15 protein-coding genes are annotated in these 16,469 nt (G+C 54.0%); 8 read left to right on the forward strand and 7 right to left on the reverse strand.

Features of this window, described 5'->3' with window-relative positions; translation table 11 throughout:
- The first annotated feature begins 40 nt into the window (after window positions 1–40).
- Window positions 41–1,144: a cell division protein FtsZ gene (locus tag NQU42_RS01035; RefSeq protein ID WP_296608300.1), complete on the forward strand. Its 1,104-nt coding sequence runs from the start codon at window positions 41–43 to the stop codon at window positions 1,142–1,144.
- Here NQU42_RS01035 and NQU42_RS01040 read toward each other — a convergent pair.
- The gene (locus NQU42_RS01040) at window positions 1,138–2,472 is read right to left on the reverse strand and encodes a deoxyribodipyrimidine photo-lyase (protein WP_296608302.1); all 1,335 of its coding nucleotides are present in this window, start codon (window positions 2,470–2,472) and stop codon (window positions 1,138–1,140) included. The genes NQU42_RS01035 and NQU42_RS01040 overlap by 7 nt on opposite strands.
- Window positions 2,473–2,663: 191 nt before the next feature.
- Here NQU42_RS01040 and NQU42_RS01045 point away from each other — a divergent pair, with 191 nt between their 5' ends.
- Window positions 2,664–3,608 (forward strand): manganese-dependent inorganic pyrophosphatase, encoded by a 945-nt coding sequence (locus tag NQU42_RS01045; protein ID WP_296608329.1) that lies wholly within the window; start codon window positions 2,664–2,666, stop codon window positions 3,606–3,608.
- A gap of 241 nt (window positions 3,609–3,849) precedes the next feature.
- Here NQU42_RS01045 and NQU42_RS01050 read toward each other — a convergent pair whose 3' ends face one another.
- The 3 genes from NQU42_RS01050 to NQU42_RS01060 form a co-directional block, all read right to left on the reverse strand.
- Window positions 3,850–4,200 (reverse strand): hypothetical protein, encoded by a 351-nt coding sequence (locus tag NQU42_RS01050; RefSeq protein ID WP_296608303.1) that lies wholly within the window; start codon window positions 4,198–4,200, stop codon window positions 3,850–3,852.
- A 164-nt stretch (window positions 4,201–4,364) separates the two neighbouring features.
- Window positions 4,365–4,664, reverse strand: a complete 300-nt coding sequence (locus NQU42_RS01055; protein WP_296608304.1) for a hypothetical protein — start codon at window positions 4,662–4,664, stop codon at window positions 4,365–4,367.
- 315 nt (window positions 4,665–4,979) lie between these two features.
- Window positions 4,980–5,459, reverse strand: a complete 480-nt coding sequence (locus tag NQU42_RS01060) for an RNA-binding protein (RefSeq protein WP_296608306.1) — start codon at window positions 5,457–5,459, stop codon at window positions 4,980–4,982.
- Between the two features lie 93 nt (window positions 5,460–5,552).
- Here NQU42_RS01060 and NQU42_RS01065 point away from each other — a divergent pair, with 93 nt between their 5' ends.
- The 3 genes from NQU42_RS01065 to purF are packed head-to-tail and all read left to right on the forward strand — an operon-like array spanning window position 5,553 to window position 7,395.
- Window positions 5,553–5,768 carry an LSm family protein gene (locus tag NQU42_RS01065; RefSeq protein WP_296608309.1) on the forward strand — a complete coding sequence of 72 codons (216 nt, stop codon included), beginning with the start codon at window positions 5,553–5,555 and terminating at the stop codon, window positions 5,766–5,768.
- A 10-nt stretch (window positions 5,769–5,778) separates the two neighbouring features.
- Window positions 5,779–5,949 carry a 50S ribosomal protein L37e gene (locus NQU42_RS01070; RefSeq protein ID WP_296608311.1) on the forward strand — a complete coding sequence of 57 codons (171 nt, stop codon included), beginning with the start codon at window positions 5,779–5,781 and terminating at the stop codon, window positions 5,947–5,949.
- 3 nt (window positions 5,950–5,952) lie between these two features.
- Window positions 5,953–7,395 (forward strand): amidophosphoribosyltransferase, encoded by a 1,443-nt coding sequence (gene purF / locus NQU42_RS01075; protein WP_296608313.1) that lies wholly within the window; start codon window positions 5,953–5,955, stop codon window positions 7,393–7,395.
- 60 nt (window positions 7,396–7,455) lie between these two features.
- Here the strand turns inward: purF and NQU42_RS01080 are convergent, their stop codons facing one another.
- Window positions 7,456–9,708, reverse strand: a complete 2,253-nt coding sequence (locus tag NQU42_RS01080; protein ID WP_296608315.1) for a DEAD/DEAH box helicase — start codon at window positions 9,706–9,708, stop codon at window positions 7,456–7,458.
- 388 nt (window positions 9,709–10,096) lie between these two features.
- Between NQU42_RS01080 and NQU42_RS01085 the strand changes: the two genes are divergently transcribed.
- From NQU42_RS01085 to comE, 3 genes are read left to right on the forward strand one after another with little or no spacing between them, the layout of a single operon-like run.
- Window positions 10,097–10,774 (forward strand): tetratricopeptide repeat protein, encoded by a 678-nt coding sequence (locus NQU42_RS01085; protein ID WP_296608317.1) that lies wholly within the window; start codon window positions 10,097–10,099, stop codon window positions 10,772–10,774.
- 52 nt (window positions 10,775–10,826) lie between these two features.
- A complete protein-coding gene (comD, locus tag NQU42_RS01090) occupies window positions 10,827–11,351 on the forward strand; it encodes a sulfopyruvate decarboxylase subunit alpha (RefSeq protein ID WP_296608318.1) in 525 nt (174 codons plus the stop codon).
- A gap of 34 nt (window positions 11,352–11,385) precedes the next feature.
- Window positions 11,386–11,949 carry a sulfopyruvate decarboxylase subunit beta gene (comE, locus tag NQU42_RS01095; protein WP_296608320.1) on the forward strand — a complete coding sequence of 188 codons (564 nt, stop codon included), beginning with the start codon at window positions 11,386–11,388 and terminating at the stop codon, window positions 11,947–11,949.
- Here the strand turns inward: comE and NQU42_RS01100 are convergent.
- Both NQU42_RS01100 and NQU42_RS01105 read right to left on the reverse strand, forming a co-directional pair.
- Window positions 11,912–13,168, reverse strand: a complete 1,257-nt coding sequence (locus NQU42_RS01100; RefSeq protein ID WP_296608322.1) for a methanogenesis marker 16 metalloprotein — start codon at window positions 13,166–13,168, stop codon at window positions 11,912–11,914. The genes comE and NQU42_RS01100 overlap by 38 nt on opposite strands.
- 93 nt (window positions 13,169–13,261) lie before the next feature.
- Window positions 13,262–15,838 (reverse strand): right-handed parallel beta-helix repeat-containing protein, encoded by a 2,577-nt coding sequence (locus tag NQU42_RS01105; RefSeq protein WP_296608324.1) that lies wholly within the window; start codon window positions 15,836–15,838, stop codon window positions 13,262–13,264.
- Between the last annotated feature and the right edge of the window lie 631 nt (window positions 15,839–16,469).

Below are 16,469 nucleotides of genomic sequence, written 5' to 3' on the forward strand. Positions count from 1 at the left end.
GAGATGAAAATCCTAAACACCCAGGAACGGGTTTGAGATCATGTTGAACGTACTCATGTTGGGAGTTGGTCAGTGCGGCAACAGGATATTGGATGCCGTGAACAAGCAGGCATTTGGAGGCTCCAGGCTCGCGAAGTATTACTCCAGGCAGAGGTTTCCGAGCCGCGTTGAGACGATCGCCATTAACACCGCCATAAACGATCTGAAGGAGCTCAAGTTCACCGCCGCAAAGGACAGGCTTCATGTGCCAAACCTGCATGGTGTTGGCGCGAACAGGAACAAGGGCAAGCAGGGCTTCTGGGAGAACCAGGAGATGATCATGGAGGAGATCGAGAGGCGGGGCGATTTTGATCTCATATTTGTTATGACCTCAGTCTCAGGCGGCACGGGATCGTCGTTCTCCCCCCTCATGATCCATGAGCTCAAAAAGAGATACAAGAATGCCACAATAGTGCCGATCGCTGTTCTTCCCTTCCGCGAGGAGGGCACGATATACCTCCAGAATGCCGCCTTCTGTCTTAGAGAGATGATCGAGGTAGAGGCAGACGGCATGATACTCGTGGATAACCAGTACCTCAAGCGGTTCAGCGGCGACATCGCATCCGCGTACGATAGGATCAACACAATGGTCGCCCAGAGGCTTTTGTTCCTGATAGAGGCTCTGGACAGCGAGATGCTCTCAGTCACGGACCTCGGCGACTTCAAGACCGTGATGAGCGGAGGCCTGCGGATGGGCACACTGGGATACTACGAGGCGGACAAGAAGAGCCCATCAGTGAGAGCGGCGATAAAGAACAGCCTGCGCGAGGTCGGTCTTCTCTATCCAGCTAACGTCGACGCGGGAGAGGCCGGCAGGGCGATGATAGTGATACAGGGCTCAAAAGAGCATCTGGATGTTGATGAGATAACAAAAGAGATCGAGTCTCTGACCGAGACGATAGGCCATGTATTCAAGGGCATAGTGATAAAGAAGGGCGAGCCAAGGGTGCTCTCAGTCCTCTCACTTGAGAGGGCGCCGGGCCTGGTGGAGCTTTATGAGAAGGCGAAGTGGGCCATCCAGGAGGAGCGCGAGCGGAAGGACAGGGCAAGAAGCGAGCTGTATGAGGCGTTCGAGCAGATAAACGATCTCGAGGAGATCTACTGATCTGCCATCTGGAAGATGCGATCGATGTACTTCCGGACATCAAACTTTCTTCTCATACCCCCATAGCTCATGTATCTTATCTTGCCGAACACAGGTCTCTCCCCGAAGGGACGGTCGTGCAGGCCTCCGATGCTCCATCCGCAGCCTGTATAGCCGTTCGGGTCGCGGCCGTCGAGCTCGTATCTATCGTTGAGGCGTATAGCAGTCCTGAGCGCATCCTCTGGAGATTCCGACCACTCGAGGATCTTCTTTGCCCAGTACATTCTGAGATACCCGTGCATCTTTCCCCGGATTCGCATCTCGAGCTGTGCTGCGTTCCACAGGTCGTCGTGAGTCTTCGCGCACTCCAGCTCTTCATGAGAGTATATGTAATCGCGCCTGTCACCTCTGTGATCATCCAAAGTCGTGCGCGCCCATTCAGGCATGCCATCCATGGAGTCGTAGTGCTCGTTGTAGTAACAGAAGTTGTCGGCCAGCTCTCTGCGCACGATCAGCTCATCGAGAAACTCACTGTGATCCCCACCCACGGCCATGACATTCAGGGCCACCCTCTGAGCAGAGATCTGGCCGAAGTGGAGATAAGGGGAGAGTCCGGACTGAACATCTCTTGTCGGGTCATTGCGATGTGATGCGTACAGATCCAGGTCTTCCGAGATGAAACGCTCCAGCTGCGCCGCTGCGGCTTGCTCGCCGGAGCGGATCATCCAGCTCGGCGCATCCTGATCAGCCGGAGCATTCCATCTGTTATCCACGCTCTCCCTCCACGGTCTGGGCGGTGGCCGGGGATCCGGAAACTCCTCCATGAACTCTGCGAGATGCTTTCTTATCTTCAATCGGAATGTGTGTGCAGACCACTCCTGCTTCTGCGACGCGATCCAGCATGGAACTATGTTGTGCGCATCAACCTCGTGGAATGGTATCTCTGTACGCCCTGCGACCATCGACTTCCAGGTTCGCGAGATCCTCAGAGGGCTGAAGTCTGCCACCAGTATACCGGCTCTGGAATCATCAATAAGAGACGGAATCACATCGCCAGGATCTCCGTGTGCGAGTATGAACGCGATCCCAAGGCCTGAAAGGCGCTTTTCAAGCTCCTTCAGCCCATCCAGCATGAATCTGTAAGAGCGATCTTCGGCTGTTGCGCCCATAAACCGTGGCGTCAGGCAGAATACAACAGCCAGGGCCTCATTCAGCCTTCTGGCGATATCAAGAGAGTACAGCAGGGCCCAGTTGTCACTGACACGCTGGTCACGGCTCATCCAGTAGATTACAGGCCCGTGAGCCTCGCCGTCGCGAATCGCCCTGATCCTTCCAGGATTTATGTGCATGGCCGATAACTGTTAAATATTATGATTCTTTACTGATTATTTTGTCTTACGGTTGCTTGTAAGACGGCTGCTGGGAGGGAAGAGATCGCACACTCATTGAGCTGATGCATCTCCATTTATGATGCATCTCAAGCAGTGATATGCCCTGCGGATCTCTCCGCCATGGCAGTCCAGCTATCAACAGCCCCGAGGTGTTGGGTTTGGCAGATAATATCTATGTGGTCGGGCATAAGAGTCCGGATACAGATTCCGTGACCTCTGCGATAACATATGCGAATCTGAAGAACCAGCTTGGAATGAAGGATGTTGTCCCCGCAGCTGCAGGTGAGATCAATAACGAGACGAAGTACGTGCTTGAGCACTTCAGGATAGCTCCCCCGGTTGTGCTGAAGGACGCGACAGATAAGAAGGTGATCCTGGTCGATCACAACGAGGTGGGCCAGGCCGTGGACAACATAATGAAGGCTGACATCCAGGAGATCATCGACCATCACAAGATTGGAGACATACAGACAGGCAAGCCGATATTCTTCCACAACGAGCCTGTGGGCGCGACCGGAACGATCATCGCCAGCATGTACGAGCTGAATGGAGTTCAGATATCAAAGGAGATGGCAGGCCTTATGATGGCCGCGATCCTGAGCGATACGGTTCTCTTCAAGTCTCCCACATGCACCGAGAAGGACAAGGCAACAGTGGAGAAGCTCTCGAAGATATGCGGAGAGGACCCGCAGAAGTTCGGGATGGAGATGCTCAAGGCCAAGAGCGATATAAAGTCCAAGACAGCGAAGGACATAGTCTTTGGCGACTTCAAGAAGTTCGACTTCAGTGGGGTCAAGGCTGGCGTCGGCCAGATCGAGGTCATGGATCTCGCTGATCTAGCTCCGAAGCGCGAGGAGATCCTTGCAGAGATGAGAAAGACCATGGATTCTGAGAAGCTCGATATGGTTGTCCTGATGCTCACAGACGTTATAAAGGAGGCGTCAGACCTCCTCTTCGTCGGCACAGAGGCCGCAAAAGAGGGGTTCGAGAAGGCATTCGGTGGAAAGATCGTCAACAACTCCATCTACAAGGAGAAGGTGCTCTCAAGAAAGAAGCAGGTCATCCCGCCGCTCGAGTCCGCATTCAAGAAGTGAGAGCTCCTTTCATCACTTTTTAATTTCAGGCTGTATATCCGTTTCATCTGCGCATCATTCGGTCCATCGTTAGATCGCCGATGCGGTTCGTCACATTGTATCATTCAGCTACATCCAGCTACAGCCCGGCCTGTGAACCCGAGTGGGATTTGAAGACCCGCTCGATGAAGGCCAGGTTGAGATCTCCAACGATTCGGACGCTCAGCTATCTGAGCCTGCGGAAGCCGTATCCGCAAGGCCCTCAAAGATCGCCCTTAGTCCGGCTGAACTTCTCCATGAGCTTTCTGATCGATCCCGGAACCCTGGAGTCTGTCTTGCCGATCTCAGCAGCGGTATTTATGGTTGCCCTCACAGCTCTGCCCATGCCCCTCATCATGGTCAGCGCGATCTCGGGATCTATGCCGTACTGCTCTATATACTGCCCTCTGGTCAGCCGCATCCCCCCAGCTGTGATGTATATCGGATCTCCTATAACAGGGGTGATCTTCCCTGCAGGCAGCCTCCACTGAAAATCATCCGGCTCCGAGCACTCGAGCCAGTCCTCATTATCAGCGACGCTCTGCTCAAGCTGCTGTGTGTCGAGAAGGTTCACAGAACCACAGTGATGACAGATAAGCTTTTTAATCATTATCACATCACCCACACTATATTATTTTTGTACTGAACACATGTATATATAACTTATGTTTTATATCTATTTCATTTCTCAGGATGGCCTTTTATCCATCATGGATGGGAGCTTTTCTAACAGGCATATCATTTACTCCCATCACTCCTCCTGCTGCTCAGCATTATGTGCTCGCGCATGTACTTTATCGCCTTCTCAGGATCCACCCCGAAGAGCTCTATGAACTCCTCCCTCTTATGGAGATTGTTCAGTACATCAATATAATACACATTTCCATCTGATAGCTCTTTTTTAGCTGTCGGAGCCCTCCATTCTCTGCCGGCAGGAGGCAGGCACTCAACCCAGCCCTTCCCGAGATCGACCTTCTTTGTCCTCTTCACGTCGATCTCAGCACCACAGCAACCGCAGATGTATCTCTTTCCGAACATATCTAACACCTGTTTTTTATATTGCGTATACTAGCTTATAGACTTTTTGGATGAAGTTTATCTATTATAATTATGTTATTTTTACTCCGCGGCGGTGAACCCGAACAGCCGATCTGGCCGCCTGATGTAATGTGGTGAGACCATCGGTCTTTGAGAGTTTATATACTCATATCTCGAATTCAGAGGCGTGCGACATCATGGGATTCATTTGGCATTATGCCAGTGGATGCTGGATACTGACGGCCCATTCAGCCGTTCGAGCACACGACCATTGTGACAGCTGCGCAGGCCTTTTTTGTCCAAAGCGCCGGCATCTCAGCAGATGCTCTTCCATAACCTGTCGCCAACGTGATGGATCGACTCAACAGCCTTCCCCTCGCCCTTCATCTCCGGACCGGCCTTGAGCGCTCTCCCCACAGCAAGCGGCTTTCTGTGCCGCTCTTCCACAACCACTACAAGATCTCCGGCCTCGATCTCGGGATCTGCATGCACTATCCCTGGCCCCATCACATCGGCGCCGTTGGCTATGAAACGAACAGCGCCCGAATCAACAACCACGGTTCTCCCCTTGGGAGATAGCTCAATGGCCCCCAGGACGGTGAAGAAGGGCTCTCCGTCTATTATCATCAGAAGAGGCCTACCGTTAACGATTATGATCTCAAACCCCTCATCCGTCTCGGCGAGCTCCATCGAGGCTTTTCTCAGAACATCAGGATCCTCGATCCGATCCCCTATTGCGCTCAGTATCCTTTTGACATCGCTGCCCTTCAGATGGTGCCTGGATTTGATCCTCATGGCCGAGAGGTTTTCCCGACAAATTTAAATATGCAACGAGAGAGTCAGGTGCAGATAAGCATTTTGCTGGTACATCAGCGTGGAGAGGAGTTGATGGCTCAGAGGCCGCTTGATATTTTGAATGAATCGCTAAATTCGCCCGTGATAGTGAAGCTCAAAGATGGAAGGGCATTTCGCGGAGAGCTCCAGGGATATGACATACACATGAACCTGGTCCTGGAGAACACGGAGGAGATCGTAGAGGGCACAGCACGCAAGATCGGCGCTGTGATAGTACGTGGGGATAACGTCGTATACATATCGCCATGAGGTGGACTAGATGAGCAAAGGCACGCCCTCGATGGGCAAATGTCACAAGAGGACGCATGTAAGGTGCAGGAGATGCGGCAAGCTCTCATACAACTTCAACAGAAAGATATGCGTTGCGTGCGGTTTCGGCAGGTCGAAGAGGCTCAGAAGTTACAAGTGGATGCGTAAGGCTGGATACTGAGATATGCGAGATGCATGCGGGGTCGTTGGGATCTCGTTGGGGGATGCTGACAGATCTGTGGCGAAGATGATCTACTATGCCCTGCATGCATTGCAGCACCGCGGCCAGGAGGCCGCCGGCATCTGTGTGCATGATGGTAAATCCATCCACAGTTACAGGGGGCTGGGGCTGGTCGCAGATGTCTTCACCGATGCCCAGATCACACTTCTCCCCGGGCCTGTGGGTATAGGGCATGTCCGCTATCCCACATCAGGCGCGCACACCCTGGAGAACAGCCAGCCGATTCTTGTGAAATACAAGGACAAGACCATCGCAGTAGCTCACAACGGCAACCTGGTGAACTCAGGGGAGCTGAGATCTGAGCTCGAGGGTGCCGGTGATATATTTTCCACGACATCAGATACAGAGGTCATAGCCCATCTTCTAGTGAAAGAGATACAGAGATACGATCTCGCAGATGCTGTAAGGGCAGTCATGCGCAGGCTAGTCGGCTCCTATTCTCTGGCTATCATGTGCAATGACACTGTTATCGGTCTCAGGGATCCGCTCGGGATAAAGCCGCTTTGCATCGGGGCGCTAGATGATGGATTCATGGTGGCATCTGAGAGCGTCGCCATCGATGCGCTCAACGGCAGCCTCATAAGAGATGTGGCCCCGGGCGAGATGGTCGTGCTGAGAGATGGGGGGATGAAGTGCATCAAGCTCGTGAACTCTCCGCGGCCTGCTCACTGCATATTCGAGTATGTCTACTTCGCGAGGCCTGACAGCATCATGGATACAAAGCTGATCTACGATGTCAGGGTGAACATAGGCTCGATCCTCGCAGATGAGCATCCAGCAGATGCGGATGTTGTCTCTCCGATCCCCGACTCAGGGATCACAATGGCCGTAGGCTACCATCAGCGCTCCGGTATACGGTACAAGGAGTGTCTAATGAAGAACCGCTACGTCGGGAGGACGTTCATCATGCCGGATCAATCTATGAGAGAGGCAGCGGTGCGCATGAAGATGAACACGATCAGGCCGAACATCGAGGGGCAGCGCATCGTCCTGGTGGACGACAGCATAGTCAGAGGCACCACGAGCCGCAGGATCGTGAAGATGGTAAAGGATGCTGGAGCGCGGAAGGTGCATGTGCGGATAGGAAGCCCGCCGATAATCGCGCCCTGTTATCTCGGGATCGACATGGCGAGCAGGGATGAGCTAATAGCAGCTCACAAGACTGTGGCAGGCGTCGAGACCGTCATAGACGCGGACTCTCTGGGATACGTTAGCCTGGATGGATTGATAAGAGCTATCGGCCTTCCGGAAGATCACTTCTGCACCGGCTGCCTCACAGGGATATACCCCTTGGAAATACCAGGTGAGAGATGCGTGATCTCACAGAGGCGTCTGACAGACTTCCCGGACAAGTATGATGAGAAGATACAGGGCGATGAATCCTGATGCAAATGATGAAACTCATAAGTAGACGGCGGTTTTGTATCGCGTGAATCTCACTGAAACCTAACCCTTGTATTCGCCTGCAACGATCTCCCTTATCCTGGCAGCTGTCTTCGGGCCGACCTTCTCCACAGCCATCAGCTCCTCCTCTGTCGCTGTCATGACTCTCTCCACAGATCCGAAGTGGCGCAGGAGGCTGCGCGCCACCGACGGCCCGACTCCAGGAAGCGCTGATACGAGATACTCCTGCTGCTCCTTCAGCGTTCTGGACGTCTTCCTGCCGTGCGGCTTCACATCCCTGTAGCCGGCCTCGTGCTCCCTCCTCGCCATCAGCGATATCAGGGCTGCGCTCTCCTCCATGCTGGCTGTCGGCACGATCGGGACGCCGAAATCCACTGCTATCGTGGCCAGGATTCCCCTGACAGCGTTCGGATGGACCTGTCGGGAGTAAAGGTTCTGGCCCTCTATGATCAGCAGCGGTCTGTCGTATGTTCTGGCAAGATCCCCTATCTGCCGGAAGAGCTCCCGCTCAGGATATACGATCGAATCTATTAGATCGTCCGCTGTTTTGCGCTCTATACCAAGCCGCTCGGAAAGGACGTAATCCCCCACCTCCAGCGCCCTCAGGACTATTCTGAGGCCCGTCTTTTCTAGAAGCCTGGCCATATCGCGCTCACGGGGATCGATGATTATGATAGGCACATCCTCGGGGGGCTCATCAGGCTCGCAGATCTCAGTGATGCTGATCTGCCTCGATGCCCTCGCTGACATGTAAGATCCAGCAGAGTCAACAGGCAGGGGCTCTGCCATCCCCTGGAGCTGCCTCCGCATCGTCTTCTCCTTCCGATCGCTTATCCAGTAGTATGCCTCGTCCCTGGTTCCCTTCGCGATCAGCACGACCACCCGGCCGGCCCTTGCGCGCCCTGTTCTGCCCTTGCGCTGTATGCTCCTTATCTCAGAGGGCACGGGCTCATAGAACAGAACCATATCCGTGGACGGTATGTCTATGCCCTCCTCACCAACAGAGGTCGCTATGAGTACATTGTAATCTCCAGTTCTGAACTTCTCCAGGATCTCAGACTGCTTTCTCTGGCTCAGACCCTCATCGTTCTCCCTGCTAGCCTGGCCGACGAAACGAACGGGTCTCACCGCATCAGATGCGTTCGACTGAAGAAACCTGAGAAGCGCTGTTGCTGTATCGCGATAGTTGGTGAAGACGATTATCCTGGACTCTGGATATCTACAGAGCTGATCCTCGATGATCTCTAGCGCCCTGCTGAGCTTGGGGTGCTCCAGATCTGTATTCTCAAGCGAAGAGAGAACATGCTGTATCCTTGGATCCTCCATGAGCCTGCGGGATGCCTTCGATCCCCCTCTCGATCTAGCCTCATGGGCCAGACGCTCAAGGTACTGTCTGAGAGCGCTAACCCCCTGCGTCTCCGCGAGCTCAACCGCGTGCTTGAGCTTGAGGATCTCCGCGAGCAGGGAGATGCCCCTGAAGACGTTCTGATTAGGTCCACGCGCGAGCGCGCTGCTGAACTGCTTCTGGAGATCGAGAAGCTCGCCCTTTGATGTCCTGGGATCTATCCTGCACATCCCCAGGCTGTTGATCTCCTCCATCCTCTCGCCCACGAGGCTGTCTATCACGCCCCGAATCTTCTGGAGCTGCTCCGGCACCTCCACCTTTATCCACTCTATCTCCCTGTGATGGACGAAGGGGGCGACATCGGGATCGCTCTCGCTCTTCGTCTCGATGCTCTCTATCCCGAGGTTGGCGCAGATCTCAGCTACCCTCTCCGCCTCACTTCCAGGACTTGCTGTCATGCCCAGGACAAGCGGATCCCTGGCATCTCTCCTGTAGCGCTCCGCTATGTATACGTAGGCGTAGTTTCCCGTCGCCCTGTGCGCCTCATCGAATATAACAAGCGATACATCCCTGAGATCCATCCTGCCTGAGAGGAGATCGTTCTCCACGACCTGGGGAGTCGAGACAGCTATCCTGCTGTTCCTCCAGATCTCAACCCTGCTTTCAGGATCAGTCTCACCTGTCACAGATGCGACGTACTCCGGGGCTGTGAGAACTCTGCGAAGGAAGGCTGCATGCTGCTCAACCAGTGGGCGCGTCGGCGCCAGGAAGAGCACCCTCCCCCTCTCGAGGCGGGCGAGCAGGACAATCAGCGCCACGATGGTCTTTCCCAGACCTGTCGGCATCACAACAAGCGTCGATCCGCGCAGCGCTCTGGCGGCTAGATCCATCTGAAAGAGCCGCTTCTCCACGCTCTCCGGTTTGAGAAGTGGATGGACCAGGTAGGACATCAGCCCTCAGTTGGGCATGTGACAATATCTTTTTTTTGGGTTGCATGAGGATGGGAGCTGGCATCGAGAGGAATAGAATTCTGGTCTGTTTGCCTGGTCGCTGAAAATCTTAGAGGAATCAGCAGTCAATGGCATAACACTGCCTGAGTCTCACAAGCTCGCTGCGCCTCATCACAAAGATAGAGGTATGTCAGCAACTCCGGCCTGAAGACCAGCGTCTCCGACACCCCTCCACCCCAGGGGTTCTATGAGCCAGAGGGCCTGGTGCTCTGTATCTAAGGATCATCCGGCCTCTCTGCTGAGATCTCCCCGATTGTTGATGCGGCTCGCTGAGCGCGAATAGTGCTGACCGGAATCTATATTTGATCTCCGCTGCATGGAGCTCAGCATGAGAAAAACGACAGTGTTGCTCATGCTGGTTCTCCTATTCGATGCATCCATGGCTCAGAACACACCCCATGAGCTTGTTGAGAATGCAAAGGCGCTTTTTGCTGCGAAGGATTACGCTCAGGCCCTGAATCTCACAGAGACTGCGCTCAGAATGGACAGCAGCCTAGAGCAGGCCTGGCTTCTCCGCGGTAAGATACTGTTCACAAGTGGCATGCTGAGAGACGCATACCAGAGCTTCGACAGGGCCACACAGCTCGATGTATCTGATGCAGAGGCATGGAACTTCAAGGGGATTGTGCTGGTGGCGATGAGGAGATACAACGATTCGCTCCGGTGTTTCGATGCAGCGATACAGGCAGATCCCATGAACTACGAGGCCTGGACCAACAAGGGCAACACGCTCGTGAGCATGGGGATGCTCGATGACGCCCTTTCAGCATTCGAGAGAGCTATCATTATAAATCAGACGTACACAGGCGCCTGGATAGGCAAGGGGATGGCCCTCTACTACCAGGAGAGGTACCACGAGGCCCTGGCGATGTATGAGCGGGCCCTCCAGCTGGACCCTGGCAACCCAAATGCGCTGCGCAACAAGGGCCTTGCGCTGCAAAAGCTCGGCATGAATAAAGAGGCTGAGGAGGCATTCAGAGCTGCTGAGCTGAATCAGAAGAGGTAGAGAGACGCTCAACATCAGCGCTACAATCACGGACTGAAACGAGTCAAGAATCATGCTCACCGATCTCAGACCAAGCGAGCTGGTCTACAGGGGTTTAAAAAGTGCAGGCATAGATATCGTCGCCTCAGTTCCATGTGTGAACCTCCAGGAGCTTCTATGCCTCATCTCATCTGATCCGGATATAATGCACATACCTGTCACGAGAGAGGAGGAGGGCATCGGGATATGCGCTGGCGCATACATGGGCGGCAGGAGCCCGGCGATTGCGATGCAGAACTCAGGTCTTGGAAACAGCATAAATGCCCTGGCATCCCTGAACATGCTCTACGGGATACCGCTTCTTATGGTGATAAGCCATCGCGGGACTCAGGGAGAGCGGCTTGTGGGCCAGATCCCCATGGGGAGGCTGACAGAGCCTCTGCTGAACGCTATGGGGATCACGTTCTTCAGGCCGCGACCGAATGATGCAGAGGAGATGATAGAGGCCGCCTGGAGCCTTGCGGTGAGCGAGCGACATCCTGTCGCAATCCTCCTCGATATACAGTTCTGGGAGTGGAGGGCAGCCGCTCAGTCCTGAGGACCGGAGTTGTCCATGCCTTCCAGGAGGTCACATGAAGAGAATAGATGCAATAGCGATCATCGCAGAGATGGCTGATGCATCGAATGCTCTCATCGTCTGCAATCTGGGATATCCGAGCAGGGAGCTTTTCTATGTCAGAGACAGGCCGGAGAACTTCTACATGCTCGGATCGATGGGTCTGGCCTCCTCCATAGCTTTGGGACTCTCGCTGGCGCTTCCGGAGAGGAGGGTTATGGCAATCGACGGAGATGGCTCCGTGCTCATGAACCTCGGCACGCTTGCGACCATCGCGAGCTTTGCGCCATCCAATTATCTTCTCGTCGTGCTCGATAACCGTGTGTACGGTTCCACAGGATGCCAGCCGACATGCACCTCCAGATGTACAGATCTGGCCGCAGTCGCCCGAGGGGCGGGTGTGAGGTACGTGAGGGTTGTCTCCAGCGAAGAAGAGCTCAGGATGAGCCTCTCAGGGAGCGGTGTGGTTGTGGCCATCGTGGAGCCAGGGAATGCAGACGTCCCTGTGGTTCCTCTATCCCCTGAGGAGATCCTGAGCAGGTTCATGGAGAGAGCCTCTCCACGCATGCGGAGATCCTGAAGCTCCCATCGAGTATCCTCTTTTTGAGGATCCCCGCGAGCTTGGCGGCGCGGAGGCGGTCTGACTGTCTTAAAGTCACGGGAATATTGAGACCATCAGGCGATCTTATTGTGCCCATCCGCGCATGGAAGACATCCGGGCAGAGCACCGAGCAGAGGCCGCAGTTGAAGCACAAGCTCCTGTCTATGCGCAGCGGTCTTTTAATTGCGCCCATCGGGCAGCTCATCTCTGCGATGCAACTCGTGCAGTCCTTGCATGAGTCTGATCTTGCACGAACAGCGAGATCCACATCCCGCCAGACCTGGGCGTAATCCGCAATCCATAATGCGGATCGCGTGCTTACGTCCATCACTGGCATCGGGATGGACTCCTCGGGACGCACAACAGCATCAAAGACTGAGGTGCTCAGAACAGGAACCGGCACAGCCCAGGAGGTTATGCACTCCGGACCTGCAGATGTCACGAATCCGCCCATGAACTCCGGGATCATCTGATGCATGTCAGCGAATCCGGCTAGATTCGGCCTCTCATGAGTGCTTCTTGTTCCAGTCCCGATAACGAAGCCCTCAGCCCCGTTTATGAGAACGCGCGTTCCGACGCCTATAGTCTCTAGGTGCGGGTCGTTCTTGAGCGGATTCAGAGAGCCACATCCTGAGAAAGAGGCACCGCTCATGGCCGGGGGAAACGGGATCGCATGGAATATAGTGCTCAGAGCATCTCTCCCCCTGTTCACGAACGCGGAGTAGTTCATGAAAGCGTGCCTCGTGCCGAAGATCCTGGCATGCGGCATCTCATCGAGGGTGATATCTCTCGATATCTGGCGCCCATCTGAGGTCTCAACATCAACACAAACGCTTCTTCCAGCAACAAGGTCTCTGAAGAGATGACCTCCCCCGTACCTCCCGTCCCGGTGTGCGGTCCCGAAGACCATGAGGTCGAGATGCCCCAGACGCTCGTTAGGGCATGGTCCCACATATGCGGGAACGCCATTGATTCTGGCATCCACAGCGCGAGTGAACGAATCCCTCTCTGCGATCTTGAATGAGAGGACAGCATACGTCCCACTCATCACAGCTCTGGTGGCGGTTGTGACAACATCGACATCCCGGAGCTCGCCGACCGCGCCACCGTCCACGAGATCCCTCACCTCCTCAGCGGTGAGCACCGTCGCCTCACCCCTGCGTATTCGCTCGTCTATCTCTGCGATCGATCTTCTCATGCAATTTCTGGATATGTGGGAGACCTGGTATTCAGGGTGTCGATCTAAAAAAATAACTGATCCAAGAGAATGGCCCCGCCCGTGAGGGCGGTGCTATCGGATCTCGAATGTAGTGACCTCCTGTGTCTCGCCCACCTCATTCAGAACTCCCGTGTATGTCTTCACGTTCCCGCCGACCACTGTGCGCACAGTCCATCTGACCGGACCGACGTCCTCACAGTCGCTGTAGTAATTGACTCGGACCTTGTAAACGCCAGGCGGCGCGCTGCCAGTCGGCCAGAATATGTTCTCCGGCTTGCCCATCTCGAAGTTGGAGCACATGTTGTCGCGGTCGAGCTGGCCTCCTGACGGAACCTGGGGGTTGCTGTAGTATACCACGTCCCCATTCGGATCCTCCACGTAGAGATCGATGTCTGCGTTCGCATACCACGTCAGTGTGACCTGGACGTCTCCTGTGTGGACCGATGTGGTCCTGCCACTCCTGGCAGAGGTGGCAACAGCTGACCTGCACGGATATCCTCCAGGAACGCATCTGCTCCTGTCCATGCTTTCTTCAGAGAGATGATCGAACCGCAGCGTCTCCCCCGGATCTATCTGGTATACCTTTGTCGGCTTTGATACAGCATGGCAGCACGGAACGTACATCGGATCTCCTGGGTTCACCTCTGATACGAACAGAAACTCGGTCAGCGTGTACGTACCTGCAGGCACCCAGAAGCGCTCTCTGGTCTCGCTTCTCGTGCTTCCAGACGGAACGTCAAATGCCAGTATCAGCCAGTTGCTCGGAGGGGTCCAGGAGACCGCCACAGATGGATCGTTGAAGACGACATTCTGTATGCATATGCCGTGCTCTGTGTGCGTCGGAAGAACTCTGCAGCGCTCTTCGCCGGCACAGGGGCTGTAGTACGGCGGGCTGTTGTAGCGATGCGCATTGATCACTTCGATCCATCCGCCATTTCTTCTCATCCATTCATCAGCACCGCTGACCAGAGCGTAGGGGGAGAAGTGATCCGTGAATATCGTCACAGTTCTCCCCTCTGGATCGACTGTGCCTGGTATCAGCTCCCATCTTCCAGAGGTAGCGTTGAAGGTCGTCACTCCTATGATCGTGTTCGGATCAACCCCCTCCGGTATCCTCAGGGTGATCTGCACCGGTCTTTCGAATACCGTACCCTCAGGCCCGAGCTGATACACCTCTCCGACTGGAGAGAGGCCTTCCGGTAGCTCGGGTCTCATATCTGTCTTCTCTATGCTGATGACCATCGTCCCAGGAGTGCCATCCTCGTTGGGCGGAATGGATCCGGCGGGTATATCAACGACAGCACCGCCAAGGGAGACAGACCCGGACTGGCTGCCTGAAAGTGTGGCAGATCCAGTTCCCTCCAGTGGCCTTTCTGGCGGGCGCTCCTCAGGAATCAAAGGCGATGCAAGCGGGTATCTGTCAACTCCATCACCGCCTGGAATGCTATACGGAGAGTCGCAGATTCCATCGCGGTTCGAGTCGATGCAGGGATTATCGCTGTAGTAGTTGCCTCTAGATCCATCATCCCATCTGTTGGCGTCGCCTGTACCGAGCTCTGTGGCATTGTAATCATCGTATGCATCATCACCGATGTTATCTGTGATCAGATTGTTGAATATCAGGTTCCGATTGGACTCATAAACATGTATTCCATCGCCGCCGTTTCTCGATATTCTGTTTCCGCGGATCGTGTTCTCATTGCATCCGCTCAGGAGGTATATCCCATTGTCATCGTTTTCCTCTATGATATTTGCCTCGATCAGGTTGCTGCCTGAATCGTACAGCTCAATTCCCTTATCGCATAGCTTTATGCTGTTGTTTCTTATGACGTTGCTGCTGGAGTATACCATCATTCCGGAGTATCCGAGAAAGCCGCCCCTCGCGTTGATCACGCTCAGGCCCTCAATAGTGACGCCATCCGCAGATATTGTGATGCCATCACCAAGCCTGCCTGCATCTATCACAGGCATACCGATGCCGTGTATCGTGAGCTTTTTGTCGACGAAGATGTTCTCCCTGTACGTGCCGGGGCTGACCTCGATCGTGTCTCCCTCGGTGGAGGCATTTATGGCGTCCTGGATCCGCGAGTACTGCTTACCCACACCAACCGTCAGGATGTTTCTGCTTGCTGGTGCCTGACCTTCTGATACGCCCCTGATGGACCAGATCTTCAGATAATCGAATGCGACATGCACCGGCGATTCATCCTGTGTCTCGCCGAAGATATCTATGACTCCAGAGCGGATGCTGCCGTCCTTGCAGCTTCCAACCAAGCGGTCGTTTATGTATATTGTGAACTCCTCTCCGGATGCCACCACCTTTATTTTGTTCGCATTCGAATCCAATGCATCTGACCTCGTCCAGGGTATGAGATCCGTCCAAGAGTCATTTTTATGTTTGAAGAAGGCGAACTTGTGATCGGTGTTCAGCACAAGCCTGTAGAAATCGCCGCTCTCCGCATCTCTCCTGAGATTCAGCCCGAACTCGCTATACTTAGACGCGTCCACCACGTATGCAGTCGTCTCAAGCACGAAATCGCTGAATTCAGTTCCCACAGGTACCTTGGCATTTTTTACTGTATAGGTGGTGTTGACGTAGATGTGGTACATGCCATTCATGTAGTCCATCCTGTAGCCCTCTGTGGTCACCCGTGGCCATCCGCTTGATGGATCTGAGAATTCATCTGAATAGAGCAGATCTCCTGCCAGCGAATCCGTGTAAGAGCTCTGAGCTGATGATTGTGCACAAAAAATACAAAGCATCATCAGATAAAACATCCATAATGGTCTCATATTCATCATACCATATTTTACCGCAGCATTCCGCATATCATTCCGCATATTAATCTAACCTTAGGTAGTGGGCTCGATTCATAGAATAGTTTGTAAGGAATCGCTCTCCAGTGGCATAATTACTCACGGATTCTGAATCTCACATGCGGTTGATCTCAATGATACGAGCCTGCGATCTGACCTTATAAATTATCCATATTTTATACTGGAACTCATGTATCCAATCGATTGACATCCAGCGGAGAATCGCTCCATAGTCCTCCTAAACATTCATACCCATTGGTATGAAGCTAGATCGCCTATGAAACTATATAACCTTTTGTAGGGGTCAGCCGGATGATCGGGTGAATTGTCTGAGCTGGCGTCCATTTCCGACTGGAAGGCTCGGACGGCCAGCCAGAAATCTGTGTTTCCTGACATAGCACAATGAATATCGCTCATGCCGCAGCTCTTCTGGTAAATGATCCTATCGTTACGGTTGAACTTG

Source organism: Methanothrix sp. (assembly GCF_024518575.1).
In the GTDB taxonomy this organism is placed as follows: domain Archaea; phylum Halobacteriota; class Methanosarcinia; order Methanotrichales; family Methanotrichaceae; genus Methanothrix_B.

What these genes read in the sequence shown, in the direction of transcription:
- NQU42_RS01055 (WP_296608304.1), bottom strand. Translation starts at nt 4,664, where the DNA reads ATGTTCGGAAAGAGATACATCTGCGGTTGCTGTGGTGCTGAGATCGAC.
- comE (WP_296608320.1), top strand. Translation starts at nt 11,386, where the DNA reads ATGAAGAGAATAGATGCAATAGCGATCATCGCAGAGATGGCTGATGCA.
- comD (WP_296608318.1), top strand. Translation starts at nt 10,827, where the DNA reads ATGCTCACCGATCTCAGACCAAGCGAGCTGGTCTACAGGGGTTTAAAA.
- NQU42_RS01100 (WP_296608322.1), bottom strand. Translation starts at nt 13,168, where the DNA reads ATGAGAAGATCGATCGCAGAGATAGACGAGCGAATACGCAGGGGTGAG.
- NQU42_RS01035 (WP_296608300.1), top strand. Translation starts at nt 41, where the DNA reads ATGTTGAACGTACTCATGTTGGGAGTTGGTCAGTGCGGCAACAGGATA.
- NQU42_RS01080 (WP_296608315.1), bottom strand. Translation starts at nt 9,708, where the DNA reads ATGTCCTACCTGGTCCATCCACTTCTCAAACCGGAGAGCGTGGAGAAG.
- NQU42_RS01065 (WP_296608309.1), top strand. Translation starts at nt 5,553, where the DNA reads ATGGCTCAGAGGCCGCTTGATATTTTGAATGAATCGCTAAATTCGCCC.
- NQU42_RS01060 (WP_296608306.1), bottom strand. Translation starts at nt 5,459, where the DNA reads ATGAGGATCAAATCCAGGCACCATCTGAAGGGCAGCGATGTCAAAAGG.
- NQU42_RS01070 (WP_296608311.1), top strand. Translation starts at nt 5,779, where the DNA reads ATGAGCAAAGGCACGCCCTCGATGGGCAAATGTCACAAGAGGACGCAT.
- NQU42_RS01040 (WP_296608302.1), bottom strand. Translation starts at nt 2,472, where the DNA reads ATGCACATAAATCCTGGAAGGATCAGGGCGATTCGCGACGGCGAGGCT.
- purF (WP_296608313.1), top strand. Translation starts at nt 5,953, where the DNA reads ATGCGAGATGCATGCGGGGTCGTTGGGATCTCGTTGGGGGATGCTGAC.
- NQU42_RS01085 (WP_296608317.1), top strand. Translation starts at nt 10,097, where the DNA reads ATGAGAAAAACGACAGTGTTGCTCATGCTGGTTCTCCTATTCGATGCA.